Raw genomic sequence first — 16224 nt, forward strand, 5'->3', positions numbered from 1 at the left:
TTCAATAAAAATAAGATTTAAGAAAGCTTTGAGCCTGGTGCTTTTTGCTTTCGGCTCAAATAAAGCTTTCGGCCTTTGGCCTTAAGCTTTTAGCTATAAAAAGATGTCTATAAATAAACGCTCTGTTAATACATTAAAAAGTACCTGCTGTTACTGCGGGGTGGGTTGCGGCGTTGTTATTAACAAAGAAAAAAATGGCAGCATAACTTTAGAGGGAGATAAAGACTATCCTGTAAATAAAGGGATGTTGTGTAGTAAAGGGCTTAACCTGCACTACACCGCCAATGATAAAACAGACAGGCTGTTGTACCCGCAAATGCGTTATAATAAAAGCATGCCCATGCAAAGGGTAAGCTGGGATGATGCGTTGGAGCGTACTGCAGCTGTTTTTAAAACTTTCATCAACAAATACGGGCCCGATTCGGTGGCGTTTTATGCTTCGGGGCAATGCCTTACCGAGGAGTACTACGTGGTAAACAAGCTGATGAAAGGCTTTATAGGCAGTAATAATATTGATACCAATTCGCGCCTGTGCATGAGTAGCGCCGTCGTGGGTTATAAAGTGGCGCTGGGCGAAGACAGTGTACCGGTTTGTTATGACGATATTGAACTGGCCGATTGCTTTTATGTTACCGGCGCCAACCCGGCCTGGTGCCATCCTATTTTATGGCGACGGGTTGAGGCCCACAAAGCAGCTAACCCCAACGTTAAAATTATAGTGGTTGATCCGCGGGCTACTGATACCTGCAGTATTGCCGATTTGCACCTGCAGCTAAATCCCGGTACGGATATTACGCTCAACCACGCCATTGGCAGGGTATTGATAGAAAACGGCGACATCGACGTTGATTTTGTAACCAAACATGCAGATGGTTTTGAGCAGTACAGTAAAATAGTATTTGAACGCACACTGGCCGAATCGGCTCAGATTTGCGGAGTAAGTGAAAGTAATATTCGCCTGGCCGCCAAATACATCGGCGAAGCCAAAGGTTTTATTTCGATGTGGACGATGGGCTTAAACCAAAGCGCTATCGGTGTAAACAAAAATTTAAGCCTGATAAACCTCAATTTAATAACGGGCCATATTGGTAAACCAGGCTCGGGCCCATTATCATTAACAGGGCAGCCCAATGCCATGGGCGGGCGCGAGGTAGGTGGCCTGGCCAACCTGTTGCCTGCGCATCGTAACCTGGCCAATCCTTTGCACAGGGAAGAGGTGCAAAAGTTTTGGGGAGGTACCCAAATAGCAGCCAAACCAGGCCTTACCGCTACCGAAATGTTTGAAGCCCTGAATGATGGCCGCTTAAAAGCCATCTGGATTATGTGCACCAACCCGCTAACCAGCTTGCCCAATGTTCGCCTGGCCGAAGAAGCTTTGAAAAAAGCAAAATTTGTAGTGGTACAGGAGATAAGCAACAAGCCCGAAACTTTGGCTTATGCCGATGTAATACTGCCCGCTGCCGCCTGGGCCGAAAAGGAAGGCACCATGACCAATTCTGAAAGGCGCATCAGCTATTTGAGTAAAGTACTGAACCCTCCTGGCGAAGCCATTCCCGATAGCGAGATCATTTGCCGCTTTGCCAAAAAAATGGGTTACAAAGGCTTCGATTTCAAAAATGCCGCAGAAATTTATGCCGAGCATGCCAAACTAACTGCTAAAACCAATATCGATATCAGCGGGTTAACCTACGAGATCATCAAACAACAAGGATCTGTACAGTGGCCTTATAAAAAGCGGAATGTAACTATAGGCACACCGCGCTTATTTACCGATAAAAAATTCTATACCGAAAGCGGAAACGCCCGCATCAGCGCTGTTCCTGATACACTCACCAGTGAGATACCGGATGAGGATTTTCCATTTATACTCACCACCGGCCGTATTCGCGATCATTGGCATACCATGAGCAAAACGGGTAAGGTAAACAAGCTTAACCAGCACATTAAGCAATCGTTTATGGAGATAAACCCGCTTGATGCTGTTGAGTTAAACATACAGGATGGTGATGTTACCATTATCAAATCTCGCAGGGGCGAGGTAAATGTAAAAGCGAAAATATCGCCGGAGATAAAACAGGGGGTTGTTTTTGTGCCCATGCACTGGGGTAAAATACTCAATAACGATTTGCACCGCATCAATAACGTTACCAATGATGCGGTTGATCCGATGTCGAAAGAGCCGGATTTTAAATATTGCGCGGTAAGCGTTCAAAAATATAAAAAGCCTTTTCAGCGTATAGTAGTGGTAGGCGCGGGTGCAGGCGCGCACGGCTTTGTACGATCATACCGGGAGTTGAATAAGGATGATGAGATAACCATTTTCAGTAAGGAAGAATATCCTTTTTATAACCGCGTAATGCTGCCCGATTACATTAGCGGCGAGCAAAGCTGGGAACAACTTATAAAAATGACCGATGAGGAGGAGCCGGAATTTAAGATAAGGTTGTTACGCGGCGTAAGCATCGAAAAAATAGATCGCGCTAATAAATATGTGCTGGATAGCCGTGGAGTAAAAACCTATTACGATGTGTTGTTGCTGGCTACCGGCAGCCGGGCGGCCATCCCTAAAAACGTACCATCTTTGCAGGGGATTTTCAGCATGCGCAGCCGCAACGATGCCGACAACTTTAAAAAGCATATGCCAAAAAACGGGCATGTGGTTATTGTGGGCGGTGGTTTACTGGGTTTGGAGATGGCTGCTTCCCTACGTGAAATGGGGATCACGATTACCATTATTCAGCGTACATCAAGGTTTTTGAACCGCCAGCTGGATGAGTTAGGCAGCCGTTTGCTACATGAGGAAATGGCCGACCAGGGCTGCGATATTTTTTATGACGACGAGGTGCAGCTATTTTACGGTCGTAATAAACTAACTGGTATTGGCCTTAAAAGCGGACGCAAAATTGATTGCGACGCCATGATATTGGCTATTGGCACAACCCCTAACCTGGAAATTGCCAAAGATTGCGGCCTTGATATTAAACGCGGAGTTATTGTAAACGAGCGGCTGCTCACCAGCGACCCTAATATATATGCCATTGGCGAAATTGCCGAATTTAACGGCACGCTGTATGGCATTACCGCTGCTGCCGAGCAACAAGCCGCTGTAGTTGCCGGCTACATGAATGGTGATATTGGCAGCTACTATAAAGGTAGCCTGTTCATGAACATCATTAAAATTCATGGTTTTGACCTATGCAGTATTGGTTTATCAGAATGCCCGGATGATAGGGATTACGAAGAGATTGTATTTATTGATAAGGCCAAGCGCTATTATAAAAAATGCATTATTCACCAGGATAAATTGGTAGGTACCATTTTGATTGGCGATAAAGGCGAATTCCAGGAATTTAAGGAACTGATAGCCAACAAAACCGAACTGAGCGACAAACGACTCAAACTGTTGCGCAGTGGCAAAACCGCCGAGCCTGTTTTAGGCAAATTGGTGTGCAGCTGCAATAATGTGGGTGCCGATAACATACGCAATAAAGTGGCCTCAGGCTGTACTCAACTGGCCGATGTGTGCAGCCAAACCGGGGCAGGCACAGGCTGCGGATCATGCAGGCCGGAGGTAAAGCGCCTGTTGGAAGAGGTTTTACAACAGCAATTAATAAAGGTATAAGCAGATGGAAAAAAAGCAACTGATTAAAATAAACCTGTCGGGTGGGGTAGCCTCTGCCGGCGATTTTTACGAAATGCTTATCATCGCCCAAAATGCGGGTGCGGCCCAAATTAGGTTTGGGAACAGGCAGCAGCTTTATTTTGAGGTAGATGCCGGCCAGTTGGAAGACCTGGAATTTGATATGCTGGGCGCCGGTATTGACCATGAAATTAATACCGACCAGTTCCCTAATATCACCAGCTCCTATATTGCCGATGGAATTTTTAATCATGAAAACTGGTTGAAGGAAGGGGTTTACAAAGACATTTTCGACCTGTTTGATTATCAGCCTGAGTTAAAAATAAACCTGGTTGATAGCAACCAAACTTTTGCCCCCTTTTTTACCGGTAATTTTAATTTTATCTCGTCGCCGGTAAGTAATTATTGGTATTTGTATATCAGGTTTCCTAAAACCAATATCCTGTATTGCTGGCCTGTATTGGTTTATTCAGACGATATCCCGGCCATGAGCAAAGCTGTGCAGCAGGTAATATTTGCCAATATGCCGCTGTTTTATGACCAGGCCGAAGTTAATGCCGATTTGTTGTATCAACTGGTTGCTGCCAATAACCAGTTTGTTATCCAGCAAATAGATCATCCCTTAAATATCCCCGAATTTCAATTGCCCTACTATGAGGGCTTTAATAAACAAGGCAATAAACATTGGCTGGGTATTTACAGGCGCAATGAATTATTTGATATCGAGTTTTTAAAAGAAATTTGCAACCTGTGTATGCAAACCAGGGTTGGGCAGCTGTATATCAGCCCATGGAAATCGTTGCTTGTTAAAAATATCGAGGCCAAACACAGGCCGCTTTGGGGCAATATGCTCAATAAATACCGGGTAAATGTACGCCATGCTTCAAATGAATTGAATTGGCAGGTAGAAGACCTGTGCAGTCAATGTCTTGATCTGAAACAACAGCTGGTTCGCGAATTTGAGGAAGCCGATCTGCGCACATATCGCCTTAGCTTTGCCATTAAACGGTCGCCAAAATCGGGGATCTATGGCTCTATCATGATCCGCGAACGCAATCCCGACGAGTTTGAAATTGTGCACACCCGCGATTTTAACCACAACACCCGCGAATTTGTGGTGTATAAACAAGGGGTTGCTAAAATCGACTTAGGCCGCCATTTGATTGCACTTTGCGATTTGTTTTATGAGCAGCAAAGCAATATTGTTCAGTCGGCCACGGTTGCAGGCAGGGAAGATATTAACAAGCCAATTAATCAAAAAGTAGTACACCAGTGTAAAAACTGCTTTACTATTTACGACGAAGCATATGGCGACGAACTAAACGGACTTGCGCCTGGGGTACCCTTCACCGGGTTAAAAAGTTTTGAATGCCCTACCTGCGGCGCCGGTAAAGAGGATTACAAGGAGTTGGTTTGCGTGGCATAGCTGATTGCTTTGTTTTTTCATATGACGAGTGATGATCTGTTAGGTAGCTTTGAAATTATGAAACCGCCCCATTCCCGGCAGCCGGATTAATTCAATGATTTAACGCCATCAATCGCCTGAATTAAAAATATTAACCACCGGTTGTGTACCACCCCGTACCAGGGTGTTTCAGGGTGTACCAGGGTGTTTCAGGGCGTACCAGAGTGTTTCACCCCGTGCCGGTACACACAGTTTGCGGTTAATTTACTTATCCTTCCCCTGTCCTCCCCAAGGAAGTAATCACACGTTTCCCTCCCTTTTTTCGCGTCTTCCCAACACCTTTTTCCTGCAACTGCTCACCCAATCAACTATTCACCCCTCACCATTCACTATTTAACTACCAATCAGGTAGATTATCTAAAAAAATGTGCATATTTGGGGTTCAAAATTTATTATCTAACAAATTAACACGCAATGAAGCGCCCGAAAGGGGTTTCTTTACAATTAAAAACAATTAAACAATGAAAGTCGCAGTAGTAGGTGCTACTGGCTTAGTAGGCACCAAAATGTTGCAGGTTCTGGCAGAACGCAACTTCCCCGTTACAGAATTAATTCCCGTAGCTTCCGCAAAAAGTATTGGTAAAGAAATCACTTTTAAGGGTAAGCAGTTTAAGGTAGTTTCTGTTGAGGATGCGATTAAGATGAAGCCGGACGTTGCAATTTTCAGCGCCGGCGGCAGTACTTCATTGGAGCAGGCACCGCTTTTCGCGGCCGCAGGCACTACAGTTATTGATAACTCATCGGCCTGGCGCATGGATCCAACCAAAAAACTGGTTGTGCCCGAAGTAAATGCCGATGTATTAACCGCAGAGGACAAAATTATTGCCAACCCCAATTGCTCAACCATACAAATGGTAGTGGCCTTAAAGCCGCTGCACGATAAATATAAAATTAAACGCGTAGTAGTATCTACCTATCAATCGGTAACCGGTACCGGCGTAAAAGCTGTTGACCAGTTGTTTAACGAGCGCAAAGGGATTGATGGGCCAAAGGTTTACCCTTACACTATCGACCTGAACGTAATACCTCAAATTGATGTGTTTACCGACAACGGTTACACCAAAGAGGAAATGAAAATGATCCTGGAAACCAAAAAGATCATGGGCGATGACAGCATTAAAGTAACTGCTACCACCGTTCGGATCCCGGTTATGGGCGGTCACTCAGAGTCGGTAAACATCGAGTTTTTACATGATTTTGATTTGGGCGAAGTACGTGAACTATTAGCTAATTCGCCAGGTATTGTAGTAGTTGATGATACCGCCAACCTGAAATACCCAATGCCGCTTGACGCGCACGATAAAGACGAAGTTTTTGTTGGCCGCTTACGCCGCGACGAAAGCCAGGACAATACTTTAAATTGCTGGATAGTATCTGATAACCTGCGCAAAGGCGCTGCTACCAACGCAGTGCAGATTGCAGAATACTTAGCGGCCAAGCATTTGATTGGCGCGCCGGTTGAGGCGTAATTATTAGTGAATGGTTGATTGGGTTGATAAAGTGAATGGTTTTAGTCGCTTATCAACTCAACCCAAAACTTAAAAATATAACAGGGATAGTCGGTTGATTATCCCTGTTTTTATATAAAAGCTCCCCGTTAACATGGGCAACCCTGCCTGTTAGTTAACTGCTGCCTCATAATTAAGTAAAAAGATGTTTATTAACATAATTTAACTGTGCATCTGCGTTAACTTATTACGTTTAATAGCGTCATTTGTATTTCAATTACATTATTTTATTTCACAATGAAAACTAAGATAATTATAGCAGCCGTTGCCGTTTTTGGCAGTTTGTACAGCGGCGCGGTTAGGGCGCAGCAAACTGCTTTACTTGCCGATCAAAATCCGCGATATAAAGAAAGCCAGGCTAAATATGCCCGCGCGGCAGATAGCCTTACCAGTTTACAAGGCACAACCATACAGGATACCTACAAAGCTTATGACTGGTACGAGGCTAAGCTGGAGCGCCGCCGTCAAAACCACGAATGGAGGCACCAGGAACGCATGAATGGCTATTTCGATTATACGCCGTCATGGGGGCTTTACGATAACTACTATTCACCATCAATCAACTTTGGCTTTGGGGGCCGCTGGGGGCGCGGCGGATACCACGGAGGCCGTTCCGGTATCGGAATTGGTTTTGGCTGGTATTAAACAGCACCACGCATCACTTATTATCATAATTTAACAACCTACTATCAATGAAATTTAATAACATTTTAACCATTGCTGCACTTGCAGTTTCAACACTTTTTGCCGCATCATGCTCAAGGCAGGTAACCCGCGTTAGCACCGATCAAACTATAGATGTAAGCGGCAACTGGAATAACAGCGACTCCCGGATGGCGGCCGAAGAACTAACCGGCAAAATTTTAGGCGCAAGCTGGATAGAAAACCATCAAGCAGATCACCAGGGCAAAAAGCCGGTAGTAATTGTGGGGTTTGTGCAAAACAAAAGCCATGAACATATTGATGCCGAAACTTTTTTAAAGGACATTGAAAGCTCATTTATCCAAACCCAAAAGGTACGCCTGGTACAAGGTGGCAAGAAACGTGAAGAATTGCGCGCCGAGAAAGCCGACCAGCAAACCAATGCAACCGTGTCAAGCATGAAACAATTTGGGTTAGAGAATGGTGCCGATTATATCCTGCAAGGCTCTATCAATTCTATTGTTGATTCGCACAAGCGCCAAAAAGTAGTTTACTACCAGGTAAACCTCGAGCTTACCAATATTCAAACAAACGAAGTGGTTTGGATAGGGGAGAAAAAAATAGCCAAATACGTAAAAAATTAATTAAGTAAGCCCTGCTCAAGGATTGCTTGTATCTGATAATGATAAACCTGCGTAAGCGTATCTTTCTCGCATCACCTGTCATAGGGGTGATGCTTTTTTTATTTGGTTGTACCACTTACAATCAAAGCCTTACTTCTTATTACAAAAATGTTTATGCGGGCAATTACCCCCAGGCCGAAAAAGACCTGGATAATAATGGCCTTATCCAAAAGCCGCGTAATAAACTCCTGTACCTGATGGAGAAAGGGCGGGTGGCGCACCTGAGAGGAGAGTATGAATCAAGCAATAAGTACTTTAACAATGCCGATCAATTACTGGATAGTGGTTTAACAGGTGTTGCCGACGCGGCCGTTGGTTTATTGGTTAACTCCATGTCGCAAACATATAAAGGCGAGGATTTTGAAAAATTCATGATCCACTATTATAAGGCGCTGAATTACCTTTATCTGAACAATATTGAAGATGCCATTGTGGAGGCCCGCCGCATCACCCTGCAGGCGCAGGACCAGGGCGATAAATTTAACAATAAAGACAATCGTTACTCAAACGATGCCTTTGCCCTAATGTTCCAGGGCATGCTTTACGAACGTAATAATGATGTTAACAATGCCTTTATATCATACCGCAACGCTGCCGAGATCTACCTGAAAACCCCCGATCAAACTTATTATGGCACGCCGATGCCTATGGGATTAAAGGAGGATGTGATCAGGACCGCCATGTTAAACGGCTTTACAACCGAGGCCGATCAGTTTGAGAAAACATTTGGTATTCCATACACTCCTGGTAAACCCACCGAAGGCGGCGTGCTGATCTTGTTTTGGGAAAACGGCCTTGCGCCGGTTAAAACACAGGAAGATTTATTTTTTAGCATGGTAAGGCATAGCGATGGCGGGTTGTTTTTTGTTAACGGTGCCGGTTTAGAGATCCCCTTTAATTATAGCGGCGACAGGAATAGGGTGAACCTGAAATCTGTTGAAAGCTTGCGGGTAGCGTTTCCAAAGTATATTGCCCAGGCGCCTTATTATTTAAGCGCCAGCATCAGTGCCAATGATCAACAAATACCCTTAGAAAAGGCCGAAGATATTAATGAACTGGCTTTTAAAACGCTTCAGCAGCGCACTTTAAAAGAATTGGGCAAAGTGCTTTCAAGGCTTGCCGTAAAAAAAATGGCCGAATATGGCCTGCGTGCCGCGGCCACAAGCGATGGTAAAACAAACGGCGTTTTAGAAGGGCTGGGTTATGGCGTACAACTATACAGCCTGTTATCTGAAAAGGCCGATACACGTAACTGGCAATCCCTGCCTTCATCTATTTCTTATGCCCGTGTACCGCTGCAAAAGGGTGCTAACAAAGTAAGTATCGTACTAAAAAATGCCCAGGGCGTTGCCGAAACCAAAACGATTGAAGTACAAGGCAACGGAACGATGCAGTTTTATAATTATGCAACGTTACGGTAGGCATGCATTTTTAGCCACCGTAAATAAGATAAATGAATAGGTATGATCTGATGATTATCCCTATTTTTATTTTTTAATATTTGCGATGAAACCCATTGGACGGTGTATTTTAATTCTACTTATCTTAACATCAGAAAACGTATTTGGTCAAAACTCAAAAACAATTGAGGCAGACTTGCTGACTGCGTTTAAAAAAATTAATTATTGGGATACCCGACAAGCGGATACAACAGTAAGCGCCCTGGATTCTTTAGATGAGGCCAACAGCTGGTTTGAACGTAAACTATTGTCTGCCACTGCAAAATACCCTGCCACCATCGGTCTGCCTTTTAAATCTTTTGCGAACGAGCCCCTCGGGATAATCACCTCAACCGACGGCTTGCTGCGGCTATATTGGTGGGACACTTTGATGGGCGGAACCCAACATTTCTATACCAGCGTTGCCCAGTACACAAGCGCTCAAAGCGTAAAATCAGTTACTCCGCCAAGTCCTAATGAATATACTTGCTCATATTCCAAAATTTATTTCTTAAAAAACGGAGGCAAAATATATTACCTTGCGGTGTACGACGAGATTTTAGATTACCACCAACGATGTCAAGGCATTCAGATTTTTTCGATAGAAAATGGCAATCTAATCCAGGCAAAACTTATCAAAACCCAAACCGGTTTACATAGTAAAATAGATTTTCAGTATAACGAAAATTCTATGCGCGATCAAGATTGGTCTAACGATTTAAAGTATGACGAAAAAGTACACACATTAACAATGCCCGTTGTTACAGAGAGCGGAAGTGTAACAAATAATTGCATTACCTATAAATTTAACGGCCAATATTTTATAAAGGGAAAGAGGAAATAATGCGGTTTGTTACCGGGTGGTTAGTTATAAATTATAACTATTATTTTAGCGTTATTGAAGCTTTTTTACTAACTTGTTTCCGATGAGATCATTTAAGCTGATAATTGTTTTTTGCATCTGTTTTATTACGGCCCAAACGTTTGCCCAGACTATCAGTAGTCCGCAGGCCATTGAGAATGACCTATTACGTATTTTTAAGCGCATCAATTACTATGGCACGCATAAAAAAGAATGGAAAGCCATTGATTCCTTAAAAAAGATGAATAGCATCTTTGCCTTTAAGCTTAAATATTATACTGCTAAATACCCCTTTACTATCGATTTAAAATTCACATCGCTGGTAAAAGAGAGGATGGTTATCGCAACTTCGTCAGATGGCATGTTCCGTACCTATTCCTGGGATACCCGGCTGGGCAATGGCGGGTACGATTTTGATAACATACTGCAATACAAGGTTAACGGCCAAACGCTATCGCTGTTAAAAATGGACCCACCGGGCAAGGAAGCTTACTGGTTCCCGAAGATTTATACGTTTACGGCCAATAACAAAACTATGTATATGGCAGTTTATAACTCGGTAATGTCGGCCAGTAAAGCCGGGCAGGGCATCCGGGCTTATGCCATTGAAAAAGGTGTGCTGAACGGCCGCGTACCTATGGTAAAAACCCCTACGGCAGTATTAAGCCGTTTGTATTATGAATACAACCTGCAATCGGTAGCCGATTGGGATACTTTCCCGAGCATCACATTTGACCATACTACAAAAACAATACATACCCCCCTGGTTGATTTCAGCGGCAAAATGACCCGCAAGTTTATCACCTATAAATTTACCGGAAGGTTTTTCGAGAAAGTAAAGAGTTAAGAATTAATCATAAATTTTCAATAAATTTGAATATGAATGAAGTATTTTTCTTAGTAGAAGAAGCGATTGAGGGAGGTTACAACGCCAGAGCCATAGGTGAATCTATTTATACTCAAGGCGACACAATGGACGAACTTAAAGGAAACATTCGAGAAGCCGTACAGTGTCATTTTGACGATGATAATCTGCCCAAAATTATCCGCTTACACCTCGTAAAAGAAGAAATAATTACCGTTTAATTATAAGTAATTATGTCTCCTAAAGCACCAAGAGATGTGTCTGGTAGCGACTTGGTAAAGTTGTTGTCCAAATACGGATACAAGGTTATTCGTCAAGTTGGTAGTCATATAAGGATGTCTTTGGCCACAACGGATGAAGGGGCCAAAAGTATTACCATACCTAATCACAATCCTATTAAATTGGGAACTCTTATGTCTATAATAAACGATGTTTCTTCTCAACTAAAAATCAGCAAAGAGGATATAATAAATAAACTATGATATCCTTCGCCCACCGTGTTTTTATGGAAGTTGCCGCCAATTTGAGTTTCTCAAAAGCTGCACAGGTGCTGTTTGTAACGCAGCCCGCTATAAGCAAGCATATTAAGGCTCTGGAAGATCAGTATAAAGTACCCTTGTTTGAGCGCAAAGGAAACAGCATCCTGCTTACCGAAGCGGGCAGTAAGCTGAACGAATATCTGCAGCAAGCCACGGAGATTGAACGCAAAATTGAATACGACCTCTCGGTACTCAGTAACCTGTCACAAGCTGCGGGCCATTTGCGCTTAGGGGCCAGCACCACCATTGCGCTATATATTTTACCATCAATACTATCGGGTTTTCAGCGCGAGTACGCCAATGTAGATGTACAATTGGTGAACCGTAACTCCGAATATATCCTGAATGCCTTACTGAATCATGAGGTTGATATCGGCATCATCGAGGTTGATAATAAGCTCACAACTGTATCCTACAATCCTTTCATGAGCGACGAGGTGATCCCGGTATGTTCGGCAAAAAGCCCCCTGGCCGGCAAATCGCTAACGTTAAAGCAGTTTGTTAAGACGCCGTTAGCCGTCCGCGAGCGGGGCTCTGGTACGCTAAATGCGGTTTTAAAATCACTATCGGCCCTGCACATTAAACCGGCCGACCTATCGGTAAAAATCCGGCTTGGTGGGACCGAAGCGCTTAAAAACTTCTTACTGGCCGATCAGTGCCTCGGGTTTATGCCCCGCCCCTCTATCATCCGCCAGCTGGCCGAAGGCGACCTGGTTGAAGTACCCATCGAAGGCCTGAAAATTACCAGAGATTTCTTTTTTATTCGCCGGAAGGGGACGGAAGATTATGGCTTGACGAGTAACTTTATCAATTATGCGTTGGGGCATATAGCTGATAGATAGTACCTTAAAAGTTCACTTTTGTTATTTTAAAATACCTGAAACCATCTAACCGTTAGCCTGTATTTATATTGTACTTAATTTATTATAGCAATAATTAAAAAATACAGTTATGGCAAGTTTAAATGATCGTAAGGTGGCTATCCTTACTGAAGAAGGATTTGAACAGGTTGAGTTAACAAGCCCAAAAGCAGCCCTGGAAGCAGCAGGGGCAACTGTTCATGTGATATCGCCTAAAGCAGGCAAAATAAAAGCCTGGGACAAAACCAACTGGGGTATCGAAATTAATGTAGATAAACAACTGAGCGACGTGAGCCCCGATGATTATGACGTGTTGGTTTTGCCTGGTGGCGTACTAAATCCCGATAAGTTAAGACAAAATAAAGATGCGGTAGCTTTTGCATCAGCATTTTTAGATGAAGGGAAACCGGTAGCAGCCATTTGCCATGGCCCGCAGGTGCTTATTGAAACAGGATTGATTAACGGCCGCCGCCTTACTTCCTATCCGTCTTTAAAAACCGACCTGATAAATGCAGGTGCTGATTGGGTTGACGAAGAGGTTGTGGTTGACAACGGCCTGGTAACAAGCCGCACCCCAGCCGACCTGGATGCCTTTAACCGCAAAGCCATTGAAGAGATTGCCGAAGGCGTGCATCATGGGGCCTAAGCCCAGTGTGATTAAAATAAGCGCAAATAATATCGAATAATGAATGTTGAATATCCAACACCGAGATTTTCACTTCATTATTCGATATTGGAAGTTCGGTGTTGGATATTTAAATCGATTATGCTTTAATGCTTGTTGCCGAAGCCAAATTCGCGGTAGGTATCGGGCATGCTGCCGTTATTGGTAAAAGCAAAAGTGAAGGTGGTTCCCCAACTTTCAAAATCGGCATTTTTATCTTTCGATGCTTCAATATGTACCGAGCTTAACATGTATATCCCTTCGCGGCTTAGTTTAAAAAATATAAGCCCACTTGCATCAGCGCTCAATTTCTGGGGATAAACATTGCCGTTAATTGTTTTTACGTACAAAATAACCACAGCGTCTTTCAACGGCTTGCCATGAAAAAGAACCTCGGCAGTTACATCATCGCCGTAATCGGCTTTGTAGGGGTTTTGTTTAATAACAATTTCGTATTCCTCGTTCAGTGGCTTTTCAAAATCCCGGTCGGTTGGTTTATCAACAGTTACCAGTGTTTTTAAGTAGCGGGTTGTTTTTTCTACAAAGTATTGCTGATTGTTGGCTTTTGCCTCTTCGGCAATTTGGTCAAGCCCTTCGCTGCTCAGGTATTTTAAAAACTTGTTTCTTTCCGATTCTACATTCTCACTTTTGATGACTTCGATGGTAGCTAAACCAGGGCTTTCCAGTTTGTAGTTTAATATATTTGATGCCGTATCTTTTGGCAATTTGCTCAGGTCGGTCTGTTTCTTTCCTTCGTACAATACAAATTTCGAGATCTTGGCGCCGTCGTATTTGTACTCCCCCTCCTTTGCAAATTCATTGCCGCTTAACAAGTGCAGGTTAATGTTATCGCCTTTTTTCATGTAGAAACTGCCAGGCAATAAAAAGAAATCTTGCGCGTAGGCCGTAAAACCAATGATTAACAACACCGCCAATATTAAATATACAAATCGTTTCATCGTTTTTAGTTAGGAATTACCAAACATACAAAGTTTAACCCGAAAAAATTATTTTTTGACCTTGTTGAAGGCCTTGCCATTTAAAAACTTCAGTAGTTTTACCTTATGATTTTTGATCGTAAAAACCTTGATAACGACACGTTGCTGTCTTTTTACAGAAAACTGTTGCTGCCGCGCATGGTCGAGGAGAAAATGCTCATCCTGTTAAGGCAGGGCCGCATTGGCAAATGGTTTTCGGGCATAGGGCAGGAAGCCATTGCCGTTGGCAGTACCCTGGCCATGGCCGACGATGAGTATATTTTGCCGATGCACCGCAACCTGGGTGTTTTTACAACGCGTAATATCCCGCTTTCGCGGTTAATGGCGCAATGGCAGGGCAAGCCATCGGGTTTTACCAAGGGGCGCGATAGATCTTTTCATTTCGGCACACAGGAATATAAGATCATTGGGATGATATCGCACCTGGGGCCACAGTTGGCCTTAGCCGACGGCATAGCACTGGCCGATGTATTATCTAACCGGCATAAAACCACCCTGGTTTATACCGGCGAAGGAGCTACCAGCGAAGGGGATTTTCATGAGGCTTTAAATATTGCGGCGGTTTGGAATTTGCCTGTTATTTTCCTTGTCGAGAACAATGGTTACGGCTTATCAACCCCTACAAATGAGCAGTATCACTGCACCCAGTTGGTTGATAAGGCGATAGGATACGGCATGGAGGGCCGCCGCATTGATGGCAATAATATTTTAGAGGTGTACCACACCATAACGGATATAAAAAACAGCATCCGCGAAAATCCCCGACCGGTTTTGCTGGAGTGTATGACCTTCAGGATGCGTGGGCACGAGGAGGCTTCGGGCACTAAATATGTACCGCAAAACTTATTTGAGTGGTGGGGCGCAAAAGATCCGCTGGCTAATTTCGAGAAATATTTATTGAATGAACGCGTGCTGCTGCCTGAATGGATTCCTATTATCAGGAAAGAGTTTACTACGCTTATTGAATCGGAATTTGAAAAGGTTTACAGCGAGGCTGATATTGTGCCGGATATTGAAACCGAAGTGGCCGATATGTACCGGCCTTACCAATTCCCGGCAAGCCAACCACCGGCAAGCCCGACAACCAATAAGCGGTATATAGATGCTATAAGCGACGGCATGCGGCAGGGTATGCGCAAATACCCAAACCTGGTAGTTATGGGGCAGGATATTGCCGAATATGGCGGCGCATTTAAAATAACCCAGGGCTTTGTGGAAGAATTTGGCAAAGGCCGGGTGCGCAACACCCCCATCTGCGAATCGGGCATAGTAGGCGCGGGTATGGGCTTAGCGCTCAACGGCTACAAAGCTATTGTTGAAATGCAGTTTGCCGATTTTGTTACCTGCGGATTTAACCAGATTATTAATAACCTGGCCAAAACCCATTACCGCTGGGCGCAGGCCGTTGATATGGTTGTACGTATGCCAACCGGCGCAGGCACCGGTGCCGGGCCTTTCCACTCACAAAGCAACGAGGCCTGGTTTACAAAAACGCCGGGGCTGAAGGTAGTTTACCCCGCTTTCCCGGCCGATGCCAAGGGCCTGTTGCTGGCAGCAATTGACGACCCCAACCCAGTCATTTACTTTGAGCATAAATACCTGTACCGCAGCATAAGCGGCGAGGTGCCGGATAATGATGTGCTGATAGAAATTGGTAAAGCCAATATTGTACAACAAGGCGAAAAAGCTACCATCATCACCTTTGGTTTGGGCGTACACTGGGCGCTGGAGTACGCGGCCAAACATCCTGAATTATCCTTAGAGATCATCGACCTGCGCAGCCTGTTGCCATGGGATAAGAACGCTGTTGAACAAAGCGTAAAGAAAACCGGCCGGGCCCTGATATTACATGAAGATACCCTCACCAGCGGCTTCGGTGCCGAAATAGCAGCCTATATTGCCGAACATTGTTTTAAATGTCTGGATGTCCCGGTAATGCGCTGCGGAAGCCTGGATACGGCCATCCCCATGAATAAAGCACTGGAAGACCAGTTTTTGGCCAAAGCAAGACTTGCCGAGATAATGGAGAAATTGCTGGGGTATTGATTACTTTGTTATT

14 protein-coding genes are annotated in these 16224 nt (G+C 44.1%); 13 read left to right on the forward strand and 1 reads right to left on the reverse strand.

The genetic code is table 11. The annotated features are described in order from the left end of the window. Positions 1 to 103 precede the first annotated feature (103 nt). From BMX56_RS01770 to BMX56_RS01825, 12 genes are all read left to right on the forward strand, one after another. On the forward strand, positions 104 to 3622 hold the full coding sequence (locus BMX56_RS01770; RefSeq protein ID WP_090639601.1) for a nitrate reductase: 3519 nt from the start codon (positions 104 to 106) through the stop codon (positions 3620 to 3622). 4 nt (positions 3623 to 3626) lie between these two features. Next, a complete protein-coding gene (locus BMX56_RS01775; RefSeq protein WP_090639612.1) occupies positions 3627 to 5066 on the forward strand; it encodes a rubredoxin in 1440 nt (479 codons plus the stop codon). A 500-nt stretch (positions 5067 to 5566) separates the two neighbouring features. Further along, the gene (locus tag BMX56_RS01780; protein ID WP_090639618.1) at positions 5567 to 6574 is read left to right on the forward strand and encodes an aspartate-semialdehyde dehydrogenase; all 1008 of its coding nucleotides are present in this window, start codon (positions 5567 to 5569) and stop codon (positions 6572 to 6574) included. Positions 6575 to 6850: 276 nt separating this feature from the next. Further along, the gene (locus tag BMX56_RS01785; RefSeq protein WP_090639624.1) at positions 6851 to 7258 is read left to right on the forward strand and encodes a hypothetical protein; all 408 of its coding nucleotides are present in this window, start codon (positions 6851 to 6853) and stop codon (positions 7256 to 7258) included. Between the two features lie 47 nt (positions 7259 to 7305). Next, entirely contained in the window at positions 7306 to 7899 is a 594-nt protein-coding gene (locus tag BMX56_RS01790; protein WP_090639629.1) for a penicillin-binding protein activator LpoB, read from the forward strand. An 89-nt stretch (positions 7900 to 7988) separates the two neighbouring features. Then, complete coding sequence (locus BMX56_RS01795) at positions 7989 to 9359, forward strand: COG3014 family protein (RefSeq protein ID WP_255369747.1); 1371 nt, start codon at positions 7989 to 7991, stop codon at positions 9357 to 9359. An 85-nt stretch (positions 9360 to 9444) separates the two neighbouring features. Further along, positions 9445 to 10221: a hypothetical protein gene (locus tag BMX56_RS01800; RefSeq protein WP_090639635.1), complete on the forward strand. Its 777-nt coding sequence runs from the start codon at positions 9445 to 9447 to the stop codon at positions 10219 to 10221. Positions 10222 to 10303: 82 nt separating this feature from the next. Beyond that, the gene (locus BMX56_RS01805; protein WP_090639638.1) at positions 10304 to 11086 is read left to right on the forward strand and encodes a hypothetical protein; all 783 of its coding nucleotides are present in this window, start codon (positions 10304 to 10306) and stop codon (positions 11084 to 11086) included. Between the two features lie 32 nt (positions 11087 to 11118). Further along, a complete protein-coding gene (locus tag BMX56_RS01810; RefSeq protein ID WP_090639641.1) occupies positions 11119 to 11325 on the forward strand; it encodes a 2-oxoisovalerate dehydrogenase in 207 nt (68 codons plus the stop codon). Between the two features lie 12 nt (positions 11326 to 11337). After that, positions 11338 to 11586, forward strand: a complete 249-nt coding sequence (locus BMX56_RS01815) for a type II toxin-antitoxin system HicA family toxin (protein ID WP_090639644.1) — start codon at positions 11338 to 11340, stop codon at positions 11584 to 11586. Beyond that, entirely contained in the window at positions 11583 to 12485 is a 903-nt protein-coding gene (locus BMX56_RS01820; protein WP_090639647.1) for a LysR substrate-binding domain-containing protein, read from the forward strand. The genes BMX56_RS01815 and BMX56_RS01820 overlap by 4 nt, the downstream gene beginning before the upstream one ends. A 109-nt stretch (positions 12486 to 12594) precedes the next feature. Then, positions 12595 to 13149, forward strand: a complete 555-nt coding sequence (locus BMX56_RS01825) for a type 1 glutamine amidotransferase domain-containing protein (protein WP_090639650.1) — start codon at positions 12595 to 12597, stop codon at positions 13147 to 13149. A 125-nt stretch (positions 13150 to 13274) separates the two neighbouring features. Here the strand turns inward: BMX56_RS01825 and BMX56_RS01830 are convergent, their stop codons facing one another. Beyond that, entirely contained in the window at positions 13275 to 14126 is an 852-nt protein-coding gene (locus tag BMX56_RS01830; RefSeq protein ID WP_090639653.1) for a DUF4198 domain-containing protein, read from the reverse strand. A 105-nt stretch (positions 14127 to 14231) separates the two neighbouring features. Here BMX56_RS01830 and BMX56_RS01835 point away from each other — a divergent pair, with 105 nt between their 5' ends. After that, positions 14232 to 16211, forward strand: a complete 1980-nt coding sequence (locus BMX56_RS01835) for an alpha-ketoacid dehydrogenase subunit alpha/beta (protein WP_090639656.1) — start codon at positions 14232 to 14234, stop codon at positions 16209 to 16211. Positions 16212 to 16224: the final 13 nt, after the last annotated feature.

This window comes from Mucilaginibacter sp. OK283 (assembly GCF_900110415.1).
Taxonomy (GTDB): Bacteria; Bacteroidota; Bacteroidia; order Sphingobacteriales; family Sphingobacteriaceae; genus Mucilaginibacter.

Coding starts and splice junctions, on each gene's coding strand:
- BMX56_RS01770 (WP_090639601.1), top strand. CDS start 104: ATGTCTATAAATAAACGCTCTGTTAATACATTAAAAAGTACCTGCTGT.
- BMX56_RS01775 (WP_090639612.1), top strand. CDS start 3,627: ATGGAAAAAAAGCAACTGATTAAAATAAACCTGTCGGGTGGGGTAGCC.
- BMX56_RS01780 (WP_090639618.1), top strand. CDS start 5,567: ATGAAAGTCGCAGTAGTAGGTGCTACTGGCTTAGTAGGCACCAAAATG.
- BMX56_RS01785 (WP_090639624.1), top strand. CDS start 6,851: ATGAAAACTAAGATAATTATAGCAGCCGTTGCCGTTTTTGGCAGTTTG.
- BMX56_RS01790 (WP_090639629.1), top strand. CDS start 7,306: ATGAAATTTAATAACATTTTAACCATTGCTGCACTTGCAGTTTCAACA.
- BMX56_RS01795 (WP_255369747.1), top strand. CDS start 7,989: ATGCTTTTTTTATTTGGTTGTACCACTTACAATCAAAGCCTTACTTCT.
- BMX56_RS01800 (WP_090639635.1), top strand. CDS start 9,445: ATGAAACCCATTGGACGGTGTATTTTAATTCTACTTATCTTAACATCA.
- BMX56_RS01805 (WP_090639638.1), top strand. CDS start 10,304: ATGAGATCATTTAAGCTGATAATTGTTTTTTGCATCTGTTTTATTACG.
- BMX56_RS01810 (WP_090639641.1), top strand. CDS start 11,119: ATGAATGAAGTATTTTTCTTAGTAGAAGAAGCGATTGAGGGAGGTTAC.
- BMX56_RS01815 (WP_090639644.1), top strand. CDS start 11,338: ATGTCTCCTAAAGCACCAAGAGATGTGTCTGGTAGCGACTTGGTAAAG.
- BMX56_RS01820 (WP_090639647.1), top strand. CDS start 11,583: ATGATATCCTTCGCCCACCGTGTTTTTATGGAAGTTGCCGCCAATTTG.
- BMX56_RS01825 (WP_090639650.1), top strand. CDS start 12,595: ATGGCAAGTTTAAATGATCGTAAGGTGGCTATCCTTACTGAAGAAGGA.
- BMX56_RS01830 (WP_090639653.1), bottom strand. CDS start 14,126: ATGAAACGATTTGTATATTTAATATTGGCGGTGTTGTTAATCATTGGT.
- BMX56_RS01835 (WP_090639656.1), top strand. CDS start 14,232: ATGATTTTTGATCGTAAAAACCTTGATAACGACACGTTGCTGTCTTTT.